General features: G+C 54.7%; 20 protein-coding genes. 7 read left to right on the plus strand and 13 right to left on the minus strand.

Annotated features, from left to right (window positions below):
- Positions 1–647 precede the first annotated feature (647 nt).
- The gene (udp, locus tag G506_RS0112680; RefSeq protein ID WP_028117190.1) at positions 648–1406 is read left to right on the plus strand and encodes a uridine phosphorylase; all 759 of its coding nucleotides are present in this window, start codon (positions 648–650) and stop codon (positions 1404–1406) included.
- A gap of 92 nt (positions 1407–1498) precedes the next feature.
- On the opposite strand, the gene G506_RS0112685 is transcribed toward udp, so the two are convergent.
- Complete coding sequence (locus tag G506_RS0112685; protein WP_035387334.1) at positions 1499–1774, minus strand: helix-turn-helix domain-containing protein; 276 nt, start codon at positions 1772–1774, stop codon at positions 1499–1501.
- A 251-nt stretch (positions 1775–2025) separates the two neighbouring features.
- Between G506_RS0112685 and G506_RS0112690 the strand changes: the two genes are divergently transcribed.
- On the plus strand, positions 2026–4506 hold the full coding sequence (locus G506_RS0112690; protein WP_028117192.1) for a putative bifunctional diguanylate cyclase/phosphodiesterase: 2481 nt from the start codon (positions 2026–2028) through the stop codon (positions 4504–4506).
- On the opposite strand, the gene G506_RS0112695 is transcribed toward G506_RS0112690, so the two are convergent.
- The 4 genes from G506_RS0112695 to G506_RS0112720 form a co-directional block, all read right to left on the minus strand.
- The gene (locus G506_RS0112695; RefSeq protein ID WP_028117193.1) at positions 4472–5788 is read right to left on the minus strand and encodes an energy transducer TonB; all 1317 of its coding nucleotides are present in this window, start codon (positions 5786–5788) and stop codon (positions 4472–4474) included. The two genes, G506_RS0112690 and G506_RS0112695, sit on opposite strands and share 35 nt — an antisense overlap.
- Before the next feature lie 100 nt (positions 5789–5888).
- A complete protein-coding gene (locus tag G506_RS0112705) occupies positions 5889–7253 on the minus strand; it encodes an L-serine ammonia-lyase (RefSeq protein ID WP_028117194.1) in 1365 nt (454 codons plus the stop codon).
- Between the two features lie 142 nt (positions 7254–7395).
- Positions 7396–8664: an aromatic amino acid transport family protein gene (locus G506_RS0112710; protein WP_028117195.1), complete on the minus strand. Its 1269-nt coding sequence runs from the start codon at positions 8662–8664 to the stop codon at positions 7396–7398.
- Positions 8665–9100: 436 nt separating this feature from the next.
- The gene (locus G506_RS0112720; RefSeq protein ID WP_240473426.1) at positions 9101–9892 is read right to left on the minus strand and encodes a sulfite exporter TauE/SafE family protein; all 792 of its coding nucleotides are present in this window, start codon (positions 9890–9892) and stop codon (positions 9101–9103) included.
- Positions 9893–9983: 91 nt separating this feature from the next.
- Between G506_RS0112720 and yjjX the strand changes: the two genes are divergently transcribed.
- Both yjjX and G506_RS0112730 read left to right on the plus strand, forming a co-directional pair.
- Positions 9984–10541 carry an inosine/xanthosine triphosphatase gene (gene yjjX / locus G506_RS0112725; protein ID WP_051202112.1) on the plus strand — a complete coding sequence of 186 codons (558 nt, stop codon included), beginning with the start codon at positions 9984–9986 and terminating at the stop codon, positions 10539–10541.
- A 124-nt stretch (positions 10542–10665) separates the two neighbouring features.
- Complete coding sequence (locus tag G506_RS0112730) at positions 10666–11775, plus strand: GGDEF domain-containing protein (protein ID WP_156904900.1); 1110 nt, start codon at positions 10666–10668, stop codon at positions 11773–11775.
- A gap of 33 nt (positions 11776–11808) precedes the next feature.
- Here G506_RS0112730 and G506_RS0112735 read toward each other — a convergent pair whose 3' ends face one another.
- On the minus strand, positions 11809–14424 hold the full coding sequence (locus tag G506_RS0112735) for an acylase (protein ID WP_028117199.1): 2616 nt from the start codon (positions 14422–14424) through the stop codon (positions 11809–11811).
- A 212-nt stretch (positions 14425–14636) separates the two neighbouring features.
- Between G506_RS0112735 and G506_RS0112740 the strand changes: the two genes are divergently transcribed.
- Together G506_RS0112740 and G506_RS0112745 are read left to right on the plus strand one after the other, a co-directional pair.
- Positions 14637–15842 carry an aminotransferase class V-fold PLP-dependent enzyme gene (locus tag G506_RS0112740; protein ID WP_051202114.1) on the plus strand — a complete coding sequence of 402 codons (1206 nt, stop codon included), beginning with the start codon at positions 14637–14639 and terminating at the stop codon, positions 15840–15842.
- Entirely contained in the window at positions 15832–16275 is a 444-nt protein-coding gene (locus G506_RS0112745) for a SufE family protein (RefSeq protein ID WP_028117201.1), read from the plus strand. The genes G506_RS0112740 and G506_RS0112745 overlap by 11 nt, the downstream gene beginning before the upstream one ends.
- A gap of 111 nt (positions 16276–16386) precedes the next feature.
- Here G506_RS0112745 and tcdA read toward each other — a convergent pair whose 3' ends face one another.
- Together tcdA and G506_RS0112755 are read right to left on the minus strand one after the other, a co-directional pair.
- Positions 16387–17193: a tRNA cyclic N6-threonylcarbamoyladenosine(37) synthase TcdA gene (gene tcdA / locus G506_RS0112750; RefSeq protein WP_028117202.1), complete on the minus strand. Its 807-nt coding sequence runs from the start codon at positions 17191–17193 to the stop codon at positions 16387–16389.
- Between the two features lie 77 nt (positions 17194–17270).
- The gene (locus G506_RS0112755; RefSeq protein ID WP_035387338.1) at positions 17271–17636 is read right to left on the minus strand and encodes a hypothetical protein; all 366 of its coding nucleotides are present in this window, start codon (positions 17634–17636) and stop codon (positions 17271–17273) included.
- Positions 17637–17754: 118 nt separating this feature from the next.
- On the opposite strand from G506_RS0112755, the gene G506_RS0112760 reads away from it, so the two are divergent.
- The gene (locus G506_RS0112760; protein WP_028117204.1) at positions 17755–19584 is read left to right on the plus strand and encodes a protein kinase domain-containing protein; all 1830 of its coding nucleotides are present in this window, start codon (positions 17755–17757) and stop codon (positions 19582–19584) included.
- A 10-nt stretch (positions 19585–19594) separates the two neighbouring features.
- On the opposite strand, the gene G506_RS0112765 is transcribed toward G506_RS0112760, so the two are convergent.
- The 5 genes from G506_RS0112765 to epmA form a co-directional block, all read right to left on the minus strand.
- The gene (locus G506_RS0112765; protein WP_028117205.1) at positions 19595–20353 is read right to left on the minus strand and encodes a metal ABC transporter permease; all 759 of its coding nucleotides are present in this window, start codon (positions 20351–20353) and stop codon (positions 19595–19597) included.
- A complete protein-coding gene (locus G506_RS0112770; RefSeq protein ID WP_028117206.1) occupies positions 20350–21273 on the minus strand; it encodes a metal ABC transporter solute-binding protein, Zn/Mn family in 924 nt (307 codons plus the stop codon). The genes G506_RS0112765 and G506_RS0112770 overlap by 4 nt, the downstream gene beginning before the upstream one ends.
- Positions 21257–22465 (minus strand): membrane protein, encoded by a 1209-nt coding sequence (locus tag G506_RS0112775; RefSeq protein WP_028117207.1) that lies wholly within the window; start codon positions 22463–22465, stop codon positions 21257–21259. Before G506_RS0112775 ends, G506_RS0112770 begins: the two co-directional genes overlap by 17 nt.
- 76 nt (positions 22466–22541) lie before the next feature.
- Positions 22542–22835, minus strand: coding sequence for a DUF2946 family protein (locus G506_RS0112780; protein ID WP_156904901.1), 294 nt, complete (start codon positions 22833–22835; stop codon positions 22542–22544).
- A gap of 98 nt (positions 22836–22933) precedes the next feature.
- Positions 22934–23902, minus strand: coding sequence for an elongation factor P--(R)-beta-lysine ligase (gene epmA, locus G506_RS0112785; RefSeq protein ID WP_028117209.1), 969 nt, complete (start codon positions 23900–23902; stop codon positions 22934–22936).
- Positions 23903–23948 lie beyond the last annotated feature (46 nt).

The raw sequence follows: 23948 nt of genomic DNA on the forward strand, positions 1-23948 counted from the left end.
TTGCATGTGTTAGGCCTGCCGCCAGCGTTCAATCTGAGCCATGATCAAACTCTTCAATTAAAAGATTTTGATTTATCGTCCATTCTCGTTACCGAAGTAACAATCACAGACTACTCAATGAATTCTGATAGATGTTAAATCCGAAAATTCAACATTCTGCATGTTGCGTGAACACTTCAGCTTCATCGAGAAAATGATGATTTCTCGTTCCACGTGAGTGCCCACACAGATTGTCTGACTAATTTTTAAAGAGCTTGTCTCGTTCGAGACAGGACGCGCATTCTAGCGTATCCGTTTGGTTCGTCAAGCGTTATTTTCTAACTTCTTTTTCGAACCGGCCGACTTGGTTTTCACTGCGGCGATTTGCTCGCTGTACCCCGTCGACAGAGGCGCATTATAGGGACGGTTCGATTTGGCGCAACCGGAAAATTCACTGTTTTGATTCGTTCGGTTAAAGACACAGCCATTACCCGCTTAACCACAAACTTATCCACAGAAATTGTCATCTACTGCGGTTTTTTGCCGCAATGATTGATCCAAATCGTGGTTGCAAAGCTTAGTCGAAGCGACAACTTTCGTCAGATCGGGCCTGCCGTCTACACTTGCGACACGCATTTAGTTAGCACAACCAACATATTGAGGTTTGTATGAGTGAGGTTTTTCATCTGGGGTTAACCCGCGCCATGCTTGAGGGCGCGACCACCGCCATTGTTCCTGGCGATCCAGAACGTGTCGCTCGCATTGCGGCGCTGTTGGATAACCCCACTAAGTTAGCGGCAACTCGTGAGTTCACTACTTATATAGGTAAGCTCGATGGCAAGCCGCTGGTGATCTGTTCTACCGGCATCGGCGGCCCATCCACCTCGATTGCAGTTGAGGAGTTAGCCCAGTTAGGGATCACCACTTTTCTTCGCATCGGTACCACCGGTGCGATTCAGCCGGATATCAATGTTGGCAGTTTGATTGTCACTACCGGCTCAGTACGCCTTGATGGCGCTAGCCAGCACTTTGCGCCACTGGAATACCCTGCGGTGGCCAATTTCGATTGTACTGCGGCACTGGTTGCCGCAGCCCAAGCGGCGGGTCACCAACCTAATGTGGGTGTTACTGCCAGTTCCGATACTTTCTACCCAGGGCAAGAGCGTTACGACACCATCTCGAAATCGGTGATCCGCCGTTTCCAGGGTTCGATGGCCGAATGGCAGTCGCTTGGCGTGCTGAATTACGAGATGGAATCGGCAACGTTACTCACCATGTGTTCGGCACTGGGCCTACGCGCCGGGTGTGTCGCTGGGGTGATCGTCAATCGCACCCAGCAAGAGATCCCCAATGAAGCCACGATGGCGCAAACCGAAAAAGACGCCATCGCCGTCGTCGTTGATGCCGCTCGGCGGTTAATGGCGTAGCCCTACCTTATATAAGAGAGGCGCTGAATCATCAGCACCTCTCTTATATATATGATCTATTGCCGCAGTGATTGCTGCTGTTATTACTGCCGTTATAGCAACGCTTGTTCCAATGCCGCTTGCTGCTGCCGTGCCCATTGGCGATTAATGCTGCCCCAATCGTCGACTCGGTAATAGCCATCATTATGGCGAACGCCATCTTCAACAAAATGCACGACGACTCCCATACCTGCCACTGACTTGATCACATCTTGTACCGTGCGACGTGGCCAGCCTAGATGGGCCATCAGCGTCGGCACTGACGGTCTATCAAGCGCTTCGATGGCTAATAACAGCAACAGGCGACGACTGAACGTTGGATTCAACATAAGCAATTTCCTTAATCCCTTAATTTTACTCTGTTTACCTTACTGTAATTGGCTACTGGCCGAAATGGATCGGCTTCACAGCGACAGATCAACTTCTGTATAAACAACCACTTGCGGATTATCACTCACACAAAAACAACTATTTATTCCATTATTTGTGAGCAACTAAACATTTACTTACGTGGCGTTAACTTCATCTCGGTGGCAAAATTTGCACCTGTTTTTCATCGATTTCACAGTTGGTCTTATCAATGACCGTCGCTGCCTCAGTTTGTGCGTCTACCCTAAGTGATCAAATTACCCAGATTGGCGGTGACGTCGACTGCATCAACGGCTTTTGCTTAAAGCTGCAAGCACTGCTCTGTGAGCATCTGCCGGCCAGCAATATGCTGTTATGCGATCTTACTCAGCAGTGCCCGCGATTGATGTGGATCCGTGATTACGTTGATACCGAGATCCCGATAAATCTGGCCAATGGCGTCACCCACTATCTGATGCGGCATGGTCGCTCGGTGTTACTGCAGCGAGAAGATATCGCCGAGTTGATGGACAGCGGTCAAGTGCAACTGATTGGGGCACTGCCAGAGAGCTGGATGGGCAGCATCATCCATAACGATGCTGGGATTGCTGAACACGCCTTGGTGATTCAGTCCTACCAACAACACCGCTTCCACAGTCGCGATCGCGCTCTGCTCGATCAACTGGCTCCAGCCATCAATGCCGTGCTAACCCGACTGCGCCGATTGCAACAACGCTTCGAAGCCAATGTTACCGCCCGTTTAGAACGACGCTCAGAGCAGACGTTTGAGGTGATGTGTCAGATCACCGAACTGTGCCAACAACCCATTGAGGTTGACGCGCTGTACCCGAAATTTCAGGAACTGCTCAGTAAGTTAATGCCCGCGGCACATTTTGCCATTGGCCTGCTGACGGGGCCGCAACGACTTGAATTCGTGTACGACACCGATGCCAGTCTTAATGGCACCGCAATTCGCATTAACGGCCGTGGCCTGTCGGAATACGTGATCCGCCAACAACGGCCGGTATTGCTTACCCTAGCGGAAATTCAGCAGCTGTTTGAGCAAGGGGAAGCGGAACCCTTTGGCCAGCCATCCGCGTGCTGGTTAGGGGCGCCGTTGATCTATGCAGGTGAAGCTATCGGTGCTGTGATCCTGCAAGATTTCGAACATGAACACGCATATGGCCAACCGCAAATGCGCTTGGTCGGCCACCTAGCACACCATATTGCCAATGTGATCGGCAGTCACCGCACCCAAGCGCAACTGGCCAACAATCAACAGCAACTGGAACTGGCGGTAAGACAACGCACCGCCGAACTGGAACGCGAGATCAATCAACGCCGCCAGGTGGAGATGCAGCTACGCCACGAAACCCTGCATGATCACCTCACCGGACTGCCGAATCGGGCCTTGATCATGCAGCGGTTACAGCAAGTTATCGCCCTGAAGCAGCGCGATCCTAGCTACCAATACGCGCTGCTATTTTTAGACCTAAACCGCTTTAAAGTGATCAATGACTCGCTTGGCCATCTGACTGGTGATCTGCTGCTGCGTCAGGTCGCCCATCGCCTAAATGGTTGTCTGCGGGGCTTCGATACCGTTGCGCGCCTTGGCGGCGACGAGTTCGCGATTTTACTCGAGCACATTAAACAAGAGTGTGACGCGGTAAGTACCGCCGGTCGCATCCAACAAACCTTAAGTAAGCCGTTTTTCATCGACAATGAAGAGGTCTACAGCGGCGCCAGCATCGGCATCGCCTTTGGCCATCGCGACTATTTGCAACCTGTTGAGTTGTTGAGAGACGCGGATCTGGCGATGTATCAGGCCAAACAGCGCCACAGCGACCAACCGGTGGTGTTTAACGACAGCATGCACACCCTCGCCCAGCAACGAATGAAGCTGGAAAATGAGCTGCAACGGGCGCTTGATTCAGACCAGTTTGAGCTTTATTACCAACCGGTATTTACTCTGCAAAGCGGCACACTGCGCGGATTTGAAGCGCTGGTTCGTTGGCAACATCCAAGCCGAGGGCTATTACTGCCAAAGCATTTTCTGTCGATAATGGAAGAATCTCGGCAAATTTTTGAATTGGATCGTTGGGTGTTACGCCAAAGCTGCCAGCAGTTTGGCCAATGGCTAGCACAGTACCCCCACTTAGCGACCACCACTCTGAGCATCAACATCAGCGCCGAGTGGCTTAACCACAGCGATAGCGCCGATGTTATCGCGCAAACCGTTAATGATTCTGGCCTGCAACCACAGCAGTTCATGCTGGAGATCACCGAGCGCAACCTACAACAGTATCCGCAGCAAGCGAGCCAATTTTTACGGAAACTGAAACAGGCTGGATTTGGGGTGATGATGGACGATTTTGGTACCGGTTACGCCTCGCTGAGCAACCTTCATCAATTGCAGTTCGATCTGGTAAAGATCGATTCCAGCTTTATCGGCAGGATGGATACCAACAGCCGCAGCGAGACAGTAGTAAAGGCGATATTTATGTTGTGCCAGCAACTGGGGATCGAAGTCGTCGCCGAAGGCATCGATAAGCCGCAATTGATCACCCAACTGCTGCAACTGGGTTGCCACTACGGCCAAGGTTATCACTTAAGTGCACCGCTTAGCGCCAGCCAATTTTTAACCCAAGTGATCATCCCTCATGGCGTGACAGATCCAATCAGTCACTCTGCCATTGCGCAGCCAAAGCCGTAAACGCCTGCGGCGATCGTTGCCGCTGCTCTGCCAACTTCTGCCCCCGCGCTAATGCTGAAAGCGCCTTAGTTGGTTCACCGCGCTGATGATGCCAACGGCCCAATTGCAGCCACCACTGGTCACTGCGCTGTGATCCCGGCACCTGCTCGAGCAACGTTTCAATCTCAGCAAGCGCTGGCGAAGCCGAATCCAGCAAGCGCTCGACCAACAGGATTTTCGCCGCAGGCAGGTCAGCAGCAGCGTGCTTGAGGTAGTCAAGACTTAACTGCGGCTGCGTCGAGCTTAGGTGCTGAGCTTTGATCATCTGCGCCCACGGATCGCCGCTGGCTGCAGCCAAGTCGAGCCAACGCCGAGCTTTGTCGCGATCTAATTCGACCCAATCGCCAAGCCACAGGCGCTGGTACAGTTGCAACTGCGCGGCAACGATCCCCCCTTGCGCCGCCTGCAATAACAGCGGCATGGTTTCCAAACGCAACTGTTGTTCTGGCAGTGTCGACTGCTCCAGCATTGCCGTCACATATTGAAAGGCCGCCTGAACGTCGCCATAGGCCGCTTTGCGGCGCAGTTCTCGCAACTCGTTGTCGCTTAACGCCGACGCATCAAAGCGAAAACTGAAGCGTAATTGCTGCCCATAAAGTGGCTCCGTCGATGGCTGATAACGACGCTCGGCCAGCAGCGCTAACGCTTGCTCTTCAAATGTTTGTGGCGGATAAGCAGCGACAATCACCACGTTGTCGGCAATACCGTCAACGCCAATGTCGAACCCCAACGACACCCAACCACTTTGCTGCTGACGCCGCGCCTGACGGGGAAATTTCACCTGCTGAGATAGCTTTTGTCGCTGTTTAACCTGCTGCTGATGAGTCGCCGCCGCCAACAGTGGTGGTTGTCGTCGCTGCGGTTGCCAAACCGGCAACAGCGATTGCGCTAACGCCTGCGGCCCCAACCGTTGCGACAGTTGCTGATGCTGCTGCTCGGCGAGGTAACGCTGACGCACGCCAAAGTGCGGCCACAGTTTATCGATCGCCTCGATACTGGCTTGATGACCATGTTCGCGTGCTAACGCGAGCCAACCATAAGCGCGGATCGGCTCTGGCGTGGCTTGTTGCAGGTAGGCGAGCCCAAGGTAGTGCATCGCTGGCACGCTACCGGCGTCCGTTAACGCGGCAAACTGTGGCTTAGCAATGGTGATGTCGTTGTTGTGAAAATCCGAAAGCGCTTGATTGAAATCCGCCCAGACACTGGCGCTTAAACAACACAAACTGATAAAGACGATGCGCATCCTGCCGCCAAATTCCGCTGATCCTTGGTTAACAGTCAAGGTTACCGCTGGCGCAAAAAAAAACCAGCCCGAAGGCTGGTTTGATTTTTAATTCAATGAATTAGCACACGTTCAGTACTTTAATCGCCAAACCGCCACGGGAGGTTTCACGGTACTTCGGATGCATATCTTTACCGGTCTCGTACATGGTCGCGATAACGGTATCCAGCGATACTACTGGATCGGAGCTACGACGCATCGCCATCCGGGTAGAGTTGATCGCTTTCACCGCAGCAATGGCGTTACGCTCGATACAAGGTACTTGCACCTGACCCGCTACAGGATCACAAGTCAGACCCAAGTGGTGCTCCATGCCGATCTGTGCCGCAGTACATACCTGCATTGGTGATGCACCCATCAGTTCAGCCAGACCCGCTGCCGCCATCGAACAAGCCACACCAACTTCGCCCTGACAACCTACTTCGGCACCAGAGATAGACGCGTTCATCTTGTACAAGGTACCGACCGCACCGGCAGCCAAGTAGAAGCGGGTGTACTGCTTAACGCCCACTTTTTCGATGAATTTGTCGTAGTACGCTAGTACCGCCGGAATGATGCCAGCTGCACCGTTGGTTGGTGCAGTCACCACACGACCACCAGCCGCGTTCTCTTCGGAAGCCGCCAGCGCAAACATGTTAACCCAGTCGATGATCGCCATTGGATCGTTGCTCATCGATTGGTTGGCCACCAGTTGACGATGCAGCGCTGCCGCACGACGTGGTACACGCAAAGGACCAGCCAGGACACCTTCGGTCGCACAACCACGCTCGATACACTCGCGCATTACGTTCCATACCGCACCGAACTTCTCGTAGATCTCGGCTTCGGAGTGGTACACCTTCTCGTTTTCCATGATCAGCGCACTGATGCTCATGCCGGTTTCTTTACACAGCTTCAGCAGTGATTCGGCATCGGTAAACGCGTATGGCAGTGGCTTCAGGGAAGAGTCTGGCTTACCGAAGTTCTCTTCATCCACCACGAAACCACCACCGATGGAGTAGTAGGTTTTGCTGTAAACGGTTTCATCGCCGTTGTAAGCGTGGATAGACATGCCGTTTTCGTGCAGCGGCAGAGTGTCTTCGTGGAACACCACGGAGCCATTCGGGAAATCGACAGTGTGGCAATGCATGCCCACTGGCAGACGGCCGGTTTGCTCAACACGCTGGATAAAGCCAGGGATCGCATCGATGTCGACGCTCTCTGGGCTGTTACCGCCCAGACCCATGATGATGGCGATGTCAGTGTGGTGACCTTTACCGGTCAGTGACAGAGAGCCGTAGATATCAACGCTGATGCGGGTGATGGAACGCAGTTTGTCCATGCTACGCAGATCGTCAATAAACTCTTTCGCCGCCTTCATCGGCCCTACGGTGTGAGAGCTGGATGGGCCAACACCGATTTTGAAGATATCAAATACGCTGTACATCAGGATTACCTCGATAAGCCGTGAAAACGGAAATAAAACGGTTAAACCAAATGGCAAGCAAATCCGCTAAACATTGGGTTTAAACGCTTTGGAAATAACAACGCCGGGCCTTTCGACCCGGCGAGGTCTTAACGGAGGCTGATTAGATCAGGCCGTTAACGATGGAGGAGATGGCCACCACACCCATTACCGCTACGAAGATGTTGGACAGCTTGCCGTCGTACTTCTTCATTGCTGGTACTTTCTTAATCGCGTACATCGGCATCAGGAACAGGATGGCAGCGATGAACGGTGCACCCAGAGATTCGATCATGCCCAGTACCGATGGGTTGATTACTGCTACACCCCAAGTGGTGAAGAAGAAGAAGGCAACCAGTGCTTTGTCGAAGTTCTTCTCGCCAGTGGCTTCAATCACCTGTGGTGCGCCCTTGCGAACGATACCAGCCAGGCCTTCTTTGGCACCCAGGTAGTGGCCGAAGAAAGAGGAGAAGATAGCCAGGAACGCAACCAGTGGGCCCATGTAAGCGATGATTGGCTGGTCAGAAACGTTAGCCAAGTAGCTCAGGATGGACAGGTTCTGCTCTTTCGCTTCTGCCAGCTGCTCTGGGGACAGAGCCAGTACGCAAGAGAATACGAACAGCATTACGAAGCCCAGCAGCATGAAAGACGCGTTCTTCAGGATCAGATCAGACTTAGCAACCGCGTTGTCACCATGAGCGTCACGCTGAGCCTGCGCCATGGTAGATACCGCAGGGCTGTGGTTGAAAGAGAAGATCAGCATCGGGATGGTCAGGTAAACCACCATCAGCATGTTACCGATAGAAGGCATCTTGTCGAAAGACATCGCTTCGAACGACCACTGTGGTACCAGGTACAGGGACATGCCCAGCAGAATCGCAACCAGTGGGTATACCAGCATTTCGGTAGCGCGCAGCATCAGCTTCTGACCCATGATCATCACAGACATCATGGCACCAACCAGAATACCGGACAGGATCCAACGTGGCAGAGATTCCATGCCCAGCTGGTTCACCATAAAGGAGTCAACGGTGGTGGTGATGGCGTTGCCGTAGATCAGCACGATTGGGTAAATCGCGAAGAAGTACAGGAACGAGATCAGTACGCCGGCGTTTTTGCCGAAGTGTTCTACTACCACGTCAGCCAAGTCGCCTTTCTTATTGTCAGAAGACAATACGAAACGAGCCAGCGCACGGTGAGACAGGTAAGTCATAGGACCAACCAGGGCAGCGATCAGGATCAGCGGCCAAAAGCCTTCCAGACCTGCACGGATTGGCAGGAACAGTACACCAGCACCTACAGCGGTGCCGAACATGGACAGAGACCAGGTCAGGTCTTGTTTGGTAAAACCGACGGACTTTTTGTCTGCTGCGGTTGCAATGTTGTTCTGCATAGTAGTCACCTACGAGGAGAGTTCGAGTTAGCGAGGCACAGAATAGGGATTTGTAGAAATTAAAAAGCGATCTGGATCACTTAAGATAATTTCAAAAGTGAGGCCGATCACAAACTCAAACAGCAATTTACCGCAACCAACAATTGGTCAGACCATCTTACCAGTAAAATCCAGAACAATGTGTTCTTGATCAAATCGGGGTAAAAATTGGCGCTTGCGCACAATTTCAAAAGCCAAACGTGATCGCGATCACCAAAAACAGACCATCCAAGTTAAGCGCGGATAAGACAAATTAAATCGAATCAACTTCAGTCAAACCGGCCAAAATCGCACTGCACCACATTGGTGCAAAAACTAAGATGACAGCCAAAACTTTCCCTGATAGGGACAAAAAAAGCCGCTTAATAAGCGGCTTTTCAATCACTTGTGACGTTATCTAGTTGTTAAATAGCAACTGCCAGCCCATAAACAATAAAAACAACGCGAACGCTCGTTGCAGCCACAATTGTGATAACCGCGCCCCCAGCGCTGCGCCAACTCGAACAAACTGCGAGCTGGCGATAACAATGCCAACAAATGCCGGCAGATACACGTAACCTAAAGTCCACTCCGGTAGACCGCTACTGCCCCAACCGTTGACGATAAAGCTACTACCACCAGCAAGCGCCAACGGCAGCGTCAAGGTGGCTGAGGTGCCCACCGCCCGTTGCATTGCCATCGAGCAATAACGCAAAAACGGCACACTCAAACTGGCACCGCCAATCCCTACCATCGCCGATAACGTGCCGATCACCCCACCGCTGACCAACAACCCTGCCGGCGAGGGCAACTGGCGGCCAGCGTCAGGTTTCAGTGATAACAACATCTGCAGCGCGATCACCCACATAAACACCCCAAGCACGATCCCCAAGCTCTGTGCCGGTATGCGATCCGCCAGCATCCCCCCAAGATAGGCACCAACAATCACCCCAGGAGCAAAACGCTTAACCACCGGCCAATCAACATTGCCGCGTTTATGATGGTTATGAATTGCCGACGCGGCGGTCACCACAATGGTCGCCAATGAGGTGCCGATCGCCATATGGATATAGACGTCGCTACTCAGCCCCATAATGCTAAAGGTGGTGATCAGCACTGGTACAATCACCAACCCGCCACCAATGCCGAACAATCCTGATAGGGTGCCCGCCAGCGCCCCCAGTGCGAGGTAGATCAACAGATCCATCATGGTAAGAAAATTCCAAGCCAAACCAATCACATTGTCGCAGCCCATCTGGCAAAATAACAGGCAAATACCTCCTTACCGATGACTGCAAATCATGAGCCCGACCGCAGCAACCACACCGCCACCAAAGCTGGCGTTGGTGGCCTCCAGCAACCCAGTAAAAATTCAAGCCGCGCAGCAGGCGTTGACGCTGGCCTTCCCTAATAGCGACTGGCAAATAGAGGGGATCTCGGTCCCTTCTGGGGTGGCAGAGCAGCCACTCAGTGAAGCGGAAACTCGCTTAGGGGCCGCAAATCGACTGCAAGCATTGCAACAACACAACCCCAACGCCGATTTCTATGCCGCCTTTGAAGGTGGTTTTGCCCGTATTGACGGCCAGCCATACACCTTTGCCTATGTCGCCATCGCGGATCAGCAGCGACAACAAATTGGTCGCAGCGGCACCCTGCCGCTACCCGAAACGATTGCCCAGCAGTTGGAGACTGGCGGCGAGTTAGGGCCACTGATGGATCAACTGTTCAACGACCACAACATCAAACAAAAAGGCGGCGCGATTGGTATCTTGACCAACAACTTGTTGGACCGAAGCAGCACCTATCGCGACACCATGCTGTTGTTACTGGCGCCGTTTCTGCACCCTGAGTTGTACTAAACCAAGCGCAATCGCATTAAAAAGGCGTAAACGCTGACCTAGCGCAAAGTTAAGTCCGCCATTGTCGGTACCTTGATCGCTAAGCTCGCCGATAGTGGCGCTATCAATTGAATGGATTCATCTCGTGCTGCCGCTGTCGATCTCGACCAACCGCATTACCCAAGCCAGATATCAGCTGTTCCATCATCAGCAGCTTTATCACCCCAACGGCTACATCATTTTGGTGGCGGCAGCGTTGTTTGCCCTGTTTGGCATCTACGATCTGTTTGCTTTGGCCGATTACGGGCTGCCGGTCACCCTGCTGCGCTGGGGGCTTTGCGGGGTGTTTTGTCTAACGTGGTTTGCCACCCGTGAGTCCAAACCGCCGAGCCAACAGATCGTTGAAACCGTCACCTTGATCAGCGCCGGGTTATTTCTCACCTTGGTTGGTCGCTTCGCCATCCATCTTGGCAACGACAATTATCACGGCGGCACCATCTTGCTGCTGATCTACACCAGCGCGTTCTCTCGATTAAGTTTGCGCTATTCGCTGCTGGTGATTGCCGGAATTGTCGTGCCCTATGTGGCGATCACCGCACCGATACTGCTGCCAGTGGATTTTCAAGCCGAGCTGGATCGTTTGGTGATCTATCTGTCTGCCGGTTTGCTGTGCGCTGTCGGCGCACTGCGTAAAGAGTTAGAGGCGCGTACCCTCTTCACTCAAGCGCGGCAGATCCGCTCGCAAGGTTTCCGCTTAAAGCGTCATGCTCAGGTGATGCAACGACTCAGTGAACACGATGGCTTAACCGGCCTATACAATCGCACCTATCTTAATCAGCGTTTGCAACGCCACCGTCGCCACGAACCGACGCAGATGGTGATGATGGTCGATATCGATCACTTTAAAGCGATCAACGACCAATTTGGCCATCAAACTGGCGATCTGATTTTAAAAGAGATTGCCACGCTACTGCGACAGCAACTGCCCGCTCACTGGGATTGCATTCGCTATGGCGGCGAAGAGTTTTTGGTATTGGCGCCAACCCGCGATCTACGCCAACCGCAACGGCTGTTGCAAGCTTGCCAAAGCCACCAATTTGCCCATGGCCAACCACTCACCCTATCGATTGGCACTGCTGATCATTTAACGTCGATGAGCCTAACCGACAGCATCGCCAGCGCCGATGCGGCGCTCTATCTAGCCAAACAAAGCGGCCGCAATCGCCATCTCCACCAACCAAAAACGGCGACCTAATGGCCGCCGTTGCAAAGCTGGCTAGCAAGCGAATTACTCGACCGCTTGCGGCAAACGAATAGTCAACTCCTGTTGCACATCGGCCGCGATCTGGTCTTCAGTGAACAGCAGATCACGCAAACCGTTATTGTCGGCGTAGTACTGGGTCTGATCATTCCAGCTCGGCGAGGCCGGGCTATTCGATTGGCTCGAAACCAACAAGCCGCGGGCCTTCGGACCGTTATCATCAAAGCCCACCACCATCACCCAGCTGGTGCCGTAGCGAACGTGATACCCCTCAGTGGTCAGTTTCGATCGCAGCGGCTTATCGCTGAATGGATCCGCCGCAGCGGGGTAGCTGTGATTGGGCAACAAGGTGCCATCCAGGTCGCTTTGGCCGTAGCTAAAGACATTGAAGCCACCCTCGAAGTTATTGCTGCCGGGGATCGGGATCTTAACGTTGATGCCGCTGTCACTGGGGTTGGAGCCATCGGGCAACGACTTCTCGATAAACTGCATCGCCCCTAATGGCGCGTCCAAGGCAAAACCGGCGTCGGTTAGGGTTTTGGCTGCTTGTGCCAACAGCACCATCCCCTGCTCCCCAAGGGTATTTGGGGTATTGACCGGATCGGTCGATACAAACGGGGTGGTCAAGTGCGTTTGGCTATCGAAGCGATGGCCAAACTCACGCAACAGCGCACCGCCGATGCTGTCGAGATCCTGTTTGCCATTCCACTGCGCCAGCGCCGCGCAAGCATCAACCACACTGACCGAGATGCCATCGGCGGCCTCGACTAAGGTTTCGCCCTGCGCTTCACACTGCGCCAGCAGTTGCGGCAGCACCAACTCGGCCAAGTAGGCACGGTTAGAGAACATCGCCGCTTCCACTTCCGCCGCATCGATCTTGCCATCTTCCGACGCCGCCAGCTCATCCAGCAACGTTAGTCCCATGCGGGTACGCAGCGTCTGCTCGTTACGGCGATCACCAAACAGCAAAGAGACATTTTCGATTGGTGCCGCTGGGTTCGTCAGCCAATAGGAGTTATTGGAGTTCTGCACGAAATCGCGGCGCAGCAATTGCGGTGACTCTTCGTATGGCACCGCCCCATCGAAGGCAAAGCGGCTGTCATTGCCCGGCAGCACGGTAAAGCCGGCTTGCTTACGGGTGTTGATGATGTCTGGCGAGATCTGCAGCGCTTGCAGGGCATAATCGCCCAGATCCGGCACCGCCGAATCATCGATAAAGAAGGCGTTGCCCTGATCATCGGCGTACATGGTGTTGTTGAAGATCAGGCCATCGAAGTCTTTATAGGCTTGTTGGAATTCAGCCAAGTTGCTGGCCAAGTTCATCGCCGACCATTGCTCCAGGATATCGACATTTTCGCTGTTGACGTCTTGGATCATAAACGCTTGGTTGTCGTCCCAGCCAAACGGCGCGGCCTCCGGTGGCGCTTCCACCATCACCCCTTTGGCGGTGCGATAGATGGTTTTCTGGAATGGGATCACCACTCCATTGCCAATATTGACGTCAATGGTGACCACTTCCGATTCAATCGGCAGCTCTTCGCCATCCACCAGATAGGTATTACGGTCGCCCTCTTTCAGCGCCAAGTTGTACATGATGAAGTGCTCGGAGGTGGCGAAGGTATGAGTCCAAGCAAGGTTTTGGTTAAAACCAATGTTGATGATCCCCGGCGTCCCCAGCAACGAGCCGCCCATCACATTAAGCTCTCCGGGAATGGTTAGGTGCGATTGCCAGAAACGCAGTTCGCCGGTGTGCGGGAAGTGTGGGTTACCAAGGACGATGCCTTTGCCGTTGGCCGACAAATCACCGCCGATCCCCCAGCCATTCGAGCCTAAATCCACCGGATTGAGTTCTGGGGTGGTCAACTGCGCCGAACGCTTGTTGGCCTTAGCGTGGATCTGCGCCACCTGCTGATACTGCTGCTCAGTCAGCTGTGCCAGCGCCGCAGGGGTTGGCAGGTATTCATCGCCATCGCCGGGATTGGCAAAGAAAATCAGGTCAAGGAAGTTAGCCGAACCCGGCAGCAAGGCGATCGAGAACAGATAGGTCAGCATATCGGTCTCGTCGATCGGCTGTAGCCACGGCTGACCATCACAGAAACGCACCGGCTCAGCGCTCGGATCCTGCTCGGACAGATAGAGGTTATAACCCTCGGTAAAGCCGGAAAGCATCGCTCGGGAGCGCTCTGGCATTTGCTCGAGCAAACGCTCGGCACTGGCGCGAACCCCTAAAGCTTTGTAGCCAAAGTCACTGATCAGGTTTTGGTTGTCGGCGGCAAGGATCTCGCCGGTGGTAAAGTCGATCGACTTGTGCGGACCAAAGTACTTCGAGCGCTCACTGTTGGCCTTAACAATGTTGTCCGCCAAGATGCACATATGGTCTTTGGCTTGGGCGTAACCGCTGCCAAAGGCGATCTCTTGCAAACTGTCGGCTTCAATATGCGGCACCCCATAAGAGGTCCAGCGGATCCGCGCTTCAAGATCACCATCCGCCATAGTGGTTACCGTTGGTCGCTCTGGCGGCGGCTCTGGGGTCACCGCTGGTGGTGTCTCGGTCGGTGGCGTCGGCAGCTCATAGTCGCTGTTGCAACCAGCTAACACAACGGCGCAGGCAACCGCGGATAGAAACATTGGCTTTTTAATCATTTTGCTCTTCCTTGGTGATTGATTGCATTGTTACTGAATTGTTACTTCTCCCGACGCCAGTAAAACAGCAACCAAATCAATCCACAAGCCAATTGGTCTAATCAGTGTCATGCAATTTGATTCATTACTTACGCAGCCGCAACCAAGTTAACCCGCGCCCTGAACACTGCTGGTATACTTGCGCCATTAACCTTGTGCCCCAAAGGAACCCAGTGGAAACCCTGCGTCTGCAATTCCCGGCATTGGCCCAATCCGGCCTGCACTACCTTGATAACGCTGCCACCACCCAAAAGCCCGCTGCGGTATTGGACGCGATGGCGCAGCACTACGCTAATGACAACGCCAACGTTCATCGTGGCGCGCATAAGTTGTCGGCACGCGCGACCCGTGCGTTTGAGGGCGCTCGGCGCACTTTGGCGACGCTGATAAACGCGCCCAAGGTTGAGCAAACGCTGTTTACCCGCGGCACCACCGAAGCGATGAACCTGCTGGCGTCCAGCTTGGGCGAGCTAGTGCTTAAGCCGAATGCACTGGTGCTGGTGGATCAATGGGCCCATCACGCCAGCATCGTGCCGTGGCAACAAGCCTGTGGCCGCAAACAAGCGACCCTAAAGCCGGTGCCAATGGCCGCCGATGGCCGGTTGGATTTCGACGCCTATCAACAACTGCTGGCGCAGAAGCCGCAAGTGGTGGTGCTCACTGCGGTCAGCAACGCCCTTGGTTGCCGACTGGATCTGCCCCGCTACATCGCGGCGGCCAAAGCGGTTGGCGCGGTGGTGATTATTGATGGCGCCCAGTTAGTGGCCCATGAAGTGGTCGACGTGCAGGCGCTGGGCTGTGATTTCTTCGCCTTCTCTGGCCACAAAATGTATGGCCCAACTGGCATTGGCGTGCTGTGGGGCAAAAGCGAATGGCTGGAGGCGATGCCACCTTATCAATTTGGCGGCGAGATGATCACCACCGTCAGCTTTGAACAAAGCCAATTCAACGTGCTGCCATTTAAGTTTGAAGCAGGCACCCCAGCGATCGCCGAAGCGGTGGGTCTGGGCGCCGCAGCGCAGTGGCTGATGAGCCAAGATCGCCGCGCCCTCGCCAAGCACGAACAGCAACTGCTGAACTATGCCCAAGATAAATTGCGGGCACTGACCGGAGTCACCCTCTACAGCGCCTTTGCCGATAACATCGGCTCGCTGGCATTTAACGTCGATGGCGAGCACCACGCCGATATCGGCGTCTGGCTTGATCAGGCTGGCGTCGCGGTACGCTGCGGCCACCACTGCTGCCAACCGTTGATGCAGCACCTTGGGATCAGTGGCAGTTGCCGAATGTCACTGGCGGCTTACAACAATCAACAGGACGTCGATGCCTTTATCGATGCCTTAACCGAGTATTTGGAATTCATCAACGATGACGCTTGATCGACAACGGTTTCTCGATAGCCCGCTGGGGCAGCAGCTGACCCAAACCAGCCTTAATGACGAACTGCAGGCACAAGGCCATTGGCAGGGGCGCTACCGCATTTTGATGAAACTGGGCGAGCGGATGCCGAAACTGGACGCCAGCCTGCAAACTCCAGCGGCGTTGGTGAGCGGCTGCGAAAGTGAAACTTGGCTGCACCACGCCGAGATCGACGGCAAGCACTACTGGCTGGCCGATTCGCAAGCGCGGATCGTCCGTGGCCTGTTGGTGTTGGTGCTGGCCGCCAGCAACGGCAAAACCGCCAGCGAACTGGCCAGCTTAGATCTGGACCGCTGGTTTGCCGAGTTAGGGTTGACGGATCACCTCAGCCCAAGCCGCAGCAACGGCCTTAATGCGGTGGTTGAGCAGATCAAAGCCGTTAGCAGTAATTAGTGAGCTGTAGTTAGCTATCAGCAATAGCGAAAAACAAAAAGCGCCCAGTCCACATCGGATCTGGGCGCTTTTTACTGATAACTAATGGCTGTCGACTAACAGCTATCAATGCTATTTAGCCGCCGCTTTTTCCCGCGCGTTGCGCTCGGCCAGCTTGATCAGCACCCGCGATGCCGCCACAAAACCAAAGGTGCCAGTCACCGAGGTCACTGCGCCAAAACCACTGGCGCAGTCCATCGCTTTCGGGCCTTCCGCTTCGGCCTTGTTCAGACACACTTGGCCATCGCTGCCGGGGTAGCGTAGAGGTTCATCGGAGAACACACATTCAACCCCAAACTTGCGCTTCGGGTTGCTGGTAAAGCCGTAATCTTTACGCAAGCTGCTGCGCACTTTGGCCGCCAGCGGATCTTGAATGGTCTTGGACAGATCGCTGACCTGCACCCGAGTTGGATCCAATTGACCGCCAGCGCCACCAACGGTCACCAGCTTAATCTTACGGCGTTGGCAATGGGCGATCAGCGCGGTCTTGGCTTTGACCGAGTCAATGCAATCCACTACGTAATCGAACTCGTTGGTCAGCAGCTCCGCCATATTGTCGAGATCGACAAACTCCTCGACCTCATTAACGATTGCATCCGGGTTGATCGCTCGAATGCGCTCCGCCATTACCGCCACCTTAGAGTGGCCAACGGTGCCTTTCAGGGCGTGGATCTGGCGGTTGGTGTTGGTGGTACAGATGTCATCCAGATCGATCAAAGTGATCTGGCCGATGCCGGAGCGCGCCAAGGCTTCGGCAACCCAAGTGCCTACACCACCAATGCCAACCACGCACACGTGGGCATGCGCAAAGCAGGTTAAAGCGTCAGCGCCATACAAACGGCCAATGCCGCCAAAGCGTTGCAGATAAGCGTCGGAGATGATCATTACAGGAGTCTTGGCTAAAAAACAGGCGCGCGATCATAGCAGAAAGCGCGCCCGATGCGAGGCTAAAAAGCTCAGTTGACGATTTGCAGCAGCTTGCGGACTTTGCCTAACCAAGCGCAGTTATCACAGCCACAAGCACGACGATTAAGGTGCGCGGCGGTCAGCTGCGCCTCAACATAATCCATCGCTTTGGTCAGTTCACGACGCAGATCGTCATCGCTTTTGTTTTCGATGGAGATCAGCTCATCGTTATGATTCAGCCATTTGCATTCCATCTCTTGATGGCAATAGGTGCACTCAGTATCCACCGGGTTATAGAACGCCGCGTGTTTACAAAAACGAGTGTCCATATTGTCGCGCATTTTCCGGCGTGGGTACGCCAGTAACTCAGCCAGATCGCTGCGATCCAGCTGCAGTGGTTGGGTTACAGAAGTCATGACGTTTGGTCCCAGTTCAGTTTCGCTATAGTCTGGCACAGACCCCTGCGCTAGGTAGTTTCAGATGCAATAGCCGTGATCTGGATCAACTCCAGTCACCAAGGAGTGAAGCTAAAGGATGAGTTCCACCAGTAAACCACCACTACAGCAGTTCTATATCGCCGAAGAACAGAGCATTTATCTACTAAAACAGGATGATGCCGACAAACTGAGGCAATGGCAGCGACTCTGTCAGCAGCAACTGCGGCAGCTGGGCTATCGGCATAACCAACTGATTGGTAAAGGAGTCTTTGGTTTTGTGTTTGCCGGTCAGCATCCCCAACATGGCGAGCAGGTATTTAAGTTTGCCCGGCGGACACTGGCACCGGCACTGCAACAGCGACTGCGGGATGAAGCCGAAATCCTGTCACAGCTGCAGCACCCCAACATTCCCGCCTTCAGCGATTACGTCGAGGCTTCCGGCCAACCGATTTTGCAGATGGCCCGCGCCGAAGGACGGGATCTGGCGCAACTGGCCCGGCGCAGCGGCCGCTTGCCGTTGCATTACCTGATGGCCATCGGTCAGCAATTGGCGGAACTGCTCGGTTATCTCAGAGCGCTGCCACGGCCGATTGTCCATGGTGACATCAAACCGGCCAATCTGCTGTTCGAGCCGCGCCGAAAACGCTTGTCATTAGTGGATTGGGGCTCGGCGGTACTCGCCCAACAAGATGCTCAAGGCCATGCTATCGGCCATAACCTCGGTCACTATGATGGCCTCCATGGCAGTAACGCCCGCATGGGCGACAGTTACTTTATTGGCAATCAACAACTGCAGGGGCTGCCCTCCTCGCCCCGTTTTGATGAGCAAGGCGCCGCCGCCACGTTGTATGCGCTAGCCTCCGGTCAGATCAGCCGCTTCGGCCAACAGCAACAGCCCGCCAGCAGCCTTGGCCTGCCAAAACCGCTGGCGCAGATCCTCGATGGCCTGCTCGGTGACGATCCCGAGCAGCAACGCCAGGCCGGTGATCATTTCATTGCCACCTTCAGCGCAAGTGCTCACTGGCATCTACCGCCATTGCCGCAGACCAAGCCCCACTGTCTGCTGCCACTGCAACGCCATCAGCAAGGCAAGCAGGTGGAAACCGTGGTGTATAGCTCGCGCAAATCGTTTCTGTTGGCCAATCAGCCGCTGCCGGCATCGCTAAGCTCGGTCGATCTGCAGGCGGCCAACTACTACCGCGACTTTTTGCAAGGGATGGGCGATAACGAGAAGGGCTTAGTCGTGGCACTGGGGCAATTGGGACAATACCCGCTGCTGGGCGGTTTGGTGCTGCATTGGCATTCAGCTGGGGTTGATATCGACTGCAGCCTGCAACTGCAAGATCCAACCTTAACCACGCCGGTGACGCAGGTGATCAATAACTTGGTTCAGTTGGCGCAGGCGGTCAGACCGCAACAATCCGGGGCGCTGTTTAAAGCCTGCTTCTTCGATGCCCGCGATACCTTGCACCTGCAGCGCCGCGATGCCAAGCAACGCTTTAGCGCCGACAGTCAGCTCAGCATCCCCTTTACCGTAGAACCACTGCCGCAGGATGACGTGCAGCCGCGCAGCCAACTACACTCCTACTTTGAAGATGGCCGCGATACCGATGAAACCCTAACCTTACCCGCCAGCATCATGAGTCAGTTGGGGCAACTGAATCTGATCCACCACAGCGGCTGCATCATCTTTGAAGCACTGGAAGATCACCTGAAGATCCACAGCTGCCTGCAGCTGCACGATCGCAGCCGTGAACTGGCTTTCAAACGCGGCCTACAACGGCTGTTGGCCGCCGTGGCTGACATTGATGACATCGGCATTGCTGGCTTTATGAAGCTGCCCTACAAAAACACCCGCCGCTTTGGTCAGATAACCACAGCAACCAGCCGCTATTACCCCAAAGATCCTAAGCGACAGGCGCTTTAACATTGGCAGTTTAAGCTTGCGAGAGTAAACCGCAAAGCCCGCGCCACAGCAATGCCACCGCCGCCAGCGCCATCACAATGGCGGCACCGGAGGGCAGATCCCACCACGCCGATGCTATTAGTCCCAGCAGATAGCCGCCAAGACCAACGCCATAACCGCCCAATAAGGCAGTAACGCCACTGCCGCGAGCCACCGCCAGCGCCGGAATGATCAAACTGGCAAACACCAGATAAACCCCCAGCATCGGCACCGCAATGGTGATCATCAACGCAAACAGCGGATAGAAGCTTGCCCCTTCCAGCAGCGACGGTCGCCACCACAGCAATGCCAATAACAGTGCCGTGACTAACGTCGGCAACAACAGCGACGACCAATCGGTCCAAAGGATCTGGCCACTAAGCAACTGCTTTAGCTGTTCACCTCCGTGGGGATCGCCACTAAGCAGTAGCATCGCCGCCACCGCAGAGAGCACATACAAACAACCGATCAGCGCTTCCAGCTCCGCTTTGGCGTGACGCTCCAGCAGCGCGATCAACCCCGATCCGGCCAAAGCGAACAGCAACGGTAACCACCACTGCACCAGCGGCAGATGCGCGAGCTCATGGTGGGTGGCCGCCAGCACCGCCCCAAGCGCGGCGATCTGGGCGATCGCCAGATCGATAAAGATGATCCCGCGTTTAAGCACCTGCTGCCCCATCGGCACATGGGTCGCCAGCACCAGCAACCCCGCCGCCAGCGCCGGTAACAAGATCGGCAGCAACTCGATCATAGCAACGCCAACAGATCGGCAATCACCCGATCGTACAACGCCGCCAGATCGTCAATGCCATCGACTCCGGGCCCATAAGGTAAGCGCACCGCCGGAATGCCAGTGCGCTGACTCAGCCAGTCGACACCGCGGGGATCTTGATAGCCGTTGTAGATCACTGCGGTCACCGTCTGCTGCTTACTAAGTGCCAACAGCTGACTGAGATGGCTGGTGGTCGGCGGTAAGCCCGGTTTGGGTTCCAGATCGCCGATCTGTTCGATCCCAAGCCAGTCAAACAGATAGGCGAAATTGGAGTGATAGGCGATCACCTTGATGCCAGCGAGCGGCGCGGCTTGTTGCTGCCAACGCTGCTGCGCCGCTTGCCAACGATCGCGAAACTGCTGCTGTTGTTGACGATAATGATCGGCATTAGCGCCATCCAGCAGGATTAAACGATCACTGATCGCCGCAGCGATCTGAGCGATCCGTGTCGGTGAAAAATGAAAATGCGGATTGCCACTGGCGTGGACATCGCCCATAGTGCGATCGATCTGATCCAGCTTGCCGATCGCCTCGACATAGTCGGCGGCGTACAGCATCCCCGGCTTGCCATCACGCACCTGAGGGTTATTGGCTTTCATCTGCAACATAGGCAACCAGCCCACCTCTAACTCGGCGCCGGCGCAGATCGCCAGATCGGCGTTACGAAGCTTGGCAATCAGGCTAGGACGAGCCTGTACATGATGAGGATCCTGCATCGCCGAGGTCGCACTGAAAACCTCGGCATTCGGCGCCAGCGCTTTGGCCAGAGCGGCGTATTCCGGCTCACAGGCAAAGATATTCAATGCCTGTGCCGATAACGGCAGCCACGCGGCTGCCGAAATCAGTGCCGCCCTAATCCACCCTCGTAGCCACTGGGATTGATTAGAATTGATGGGCACCGTGCGCTCCTAGGGTCATGATAAATTGCAGGGTAATGACGTTGTCATCTTTTGACTCAAACAGGCCATCGTCGATGTGGCTGTACTGCAGCCGCACCGTCGAGAAATGACTGTGGTGCCACGCCAGCATCAGTTCGGTCTCTTTCAATTTGCCCTGCTCGAAATGCAGCTGATGCTCTCCCTCGTGCTCCTCTTCATGAACCAGCGCCGCATCCAACTCGCCGTAACGAACACCCGCTGACCAGTTGGGGTTGAACTGATAGACCGCTGAAGCGTACCAACCGCTGTAATCGCTTGGGGCTTCACTGCCATGCTCATCATGCTCTTCCTCAGCGTGCTCATCGTGATGCTCAGTGACAAACAGGTCATCGAGCAGCAGATATTCCGCCGATAGGGTCAGATGCTGATTTTTATAATTGCCATTCGGCGCCCATTTATAGACCGCATCGATGCCATACAGGGTTTCACCGGTGAAGCTAACCCCATGGCTATGACCGTGTTCCTCGTCGGCGTGGCCATGCCCCTCCTCTGCGCCATGGTCGTGTTCCATATCACTGCGACCATTAGCGTTATGCAGATAAGAAAGCCCCAACTGCCAACTGTGGCTGCGGCCAATATCGCCACCGAATTTGCTGTAACCATGAACAACGCCGATATTGTCCGGCTCGACGATGCCCTCGGCTTGCAACGCATCACCAGAGAAGCCCTCTACTCCCAACGTCCAATACAGATCGGTGGGCGCCACCCAGTTCAGCCGCACGCCGTCATCAAAGTAATGGCCGCCAAAGAAGCCACGATAGACCGCCGGCCGCTCAACAAAGGCGTCACTGTGCAGATGTTGGTTATTGAGATAACCAAAGTCCGAAAGAAAGCGACCGGCACGAACCGAGAAGCCCGCCGGCATCGCCAGCGTTTGAATAAAGGCCTCTTCCAGCTCGACTTCGGTATCGCCATCGTGGGTTTCGAGGATGGTGGTGAGCTTGCCAAAGAACATATCGTCAATACTGCTGGAGATCGCCAGTTCGGTGTGGCCAAGGCCGAAACCGTCTTCGCGCATCGCCATCGCCCGGTCGCCATCTTGGTAGTAGCCATCCAATACCACGCTGATCGCCGGGGTGGCGATCTCCACCGCCATTGCTGCAGATGAGCTAAACGCCAGCGCCAGGCCAGCCATAATTTTGTTGGTTTTCATCGTTATTCCAGTTCCATTTAGACACAAGTAACAGACCGCACTCAGGCGGCAAAAAGTAACTAACTGTTGGAGCGAACTAATGGACTGGAGGGGCGCGGATCTGACAGCGGCTAACCCGTTGATGGCCTTGCAGCTCGGTCGAGCCAGTCGACATCAACGATTTAAAAGGGACAATCGGAATGATCAGCTCGGCAGCAGGCAGCGCCGAGCCAAGGTGATGCAGTTGATGACACCACTCGCAGCTATAGCCTTGATGACTATGGGAATGGGGCTGATCAACCAGATGGGTGCTGGCGTGCACTTGGGTCGCCAGCGACAACAGCGCCAGATACCCAATCAGCAATAAGTGTAAAAGTACACGCCGCGACATCAACCACCCATCCTTTGCGAGTCTCGCTCAGGGTAATGATTGGACGCCTTTACATCAAGTTAACAACTCATTGAGGCTGCAACGCATTCGCTACAGCGTTACGCCCGCTGCACAGGGAAGGCGGTGATCTGTTCGATGTGATTAGCACCAATAGCCAACATAAACAGCCGGTCGATTCCTAAGGCCACCCCTGCGCATTCCGGCAAACCGTGGTGCAGCGCGGCGATCAGTCGGTGATCGATATGGGCCTGTGGCAAGTTCAATTCGGCACGCAGACGGTTATCGGCTTCAAAGCGGCGCAGCTGTTCATCGCCGTCAGCCAGTTCATAAAAGCCGTTAGCCAACTCTATGCCTTTGAAGTACACCTCAAACCGGCCTGCGACCCGTGGATCGGTCTCGCTGATCCGTGCCAGTGCGGCTTGGTTAGCGGGGAAGTCGTGCACCATCACCGGCACTTGTTGGCCGATCAACGGTTCAATCACCATCGAGAACAGCATCAGCTGCAGCGGCGCTTCGGTGGTTTCGGTCAGCGCCACATCACCCAGGCCGTGCTCAACACACAGTTGCTGCAATTCGGCTACGGTAGCGGTTAACGGATCGATGCCTAGGGTATTTAGGAACACCTGCTGATAGCTGATCTTTTCTGGCTCACCACAGCCCAGCACCGCTTTCAGCAGTTCAGCCATCTCGGCCATCAGATCGTGTTCGTTAAAGCCAACGCGGTACCATTCCAGCATGGTGAATTCCGGATTGTGGTAGCGGCTCGATTCTTCATTACGGAAGCTTTTGCAGATCTGATAGATGCTGCCAGAACCGGCGCACAGCAACCGCTTCATATGAAATTCCGGCGAGGTCATCAGATGCAGTGGCAACCCCTGCGAGGCGCCCGGGCCAACAAAGGTGGTGGCGAAGCTGACCAGATGCGGATCGGTCGTCATCGCTTGGCTTAGGGCTGGGGTATCCACTTCCAGCACCTCACGCTCGGCAAAGAACTGACGGATCTTTGCCAGCATCTGGGCGCGGCGACGCAATTGGCTGATATCGGCGGTGGGTTGCCATTGGCTCATGACGGTACTCTCTTACTCAGAAACAAAAAGAGTGGGCACTTAGCCC

Origin of the sequence: Ferrimonas senticii DSM 18821, assembly GCF_000422665.1 — a bacterium.
Taxonomy (GTDB): domain Bacteria; phylum Pseudomonadota; class Gammaproteobacteria; order Enterobacterales; family Shewanellaceae; genus Ferrimonas; species Ferrimonas senticii.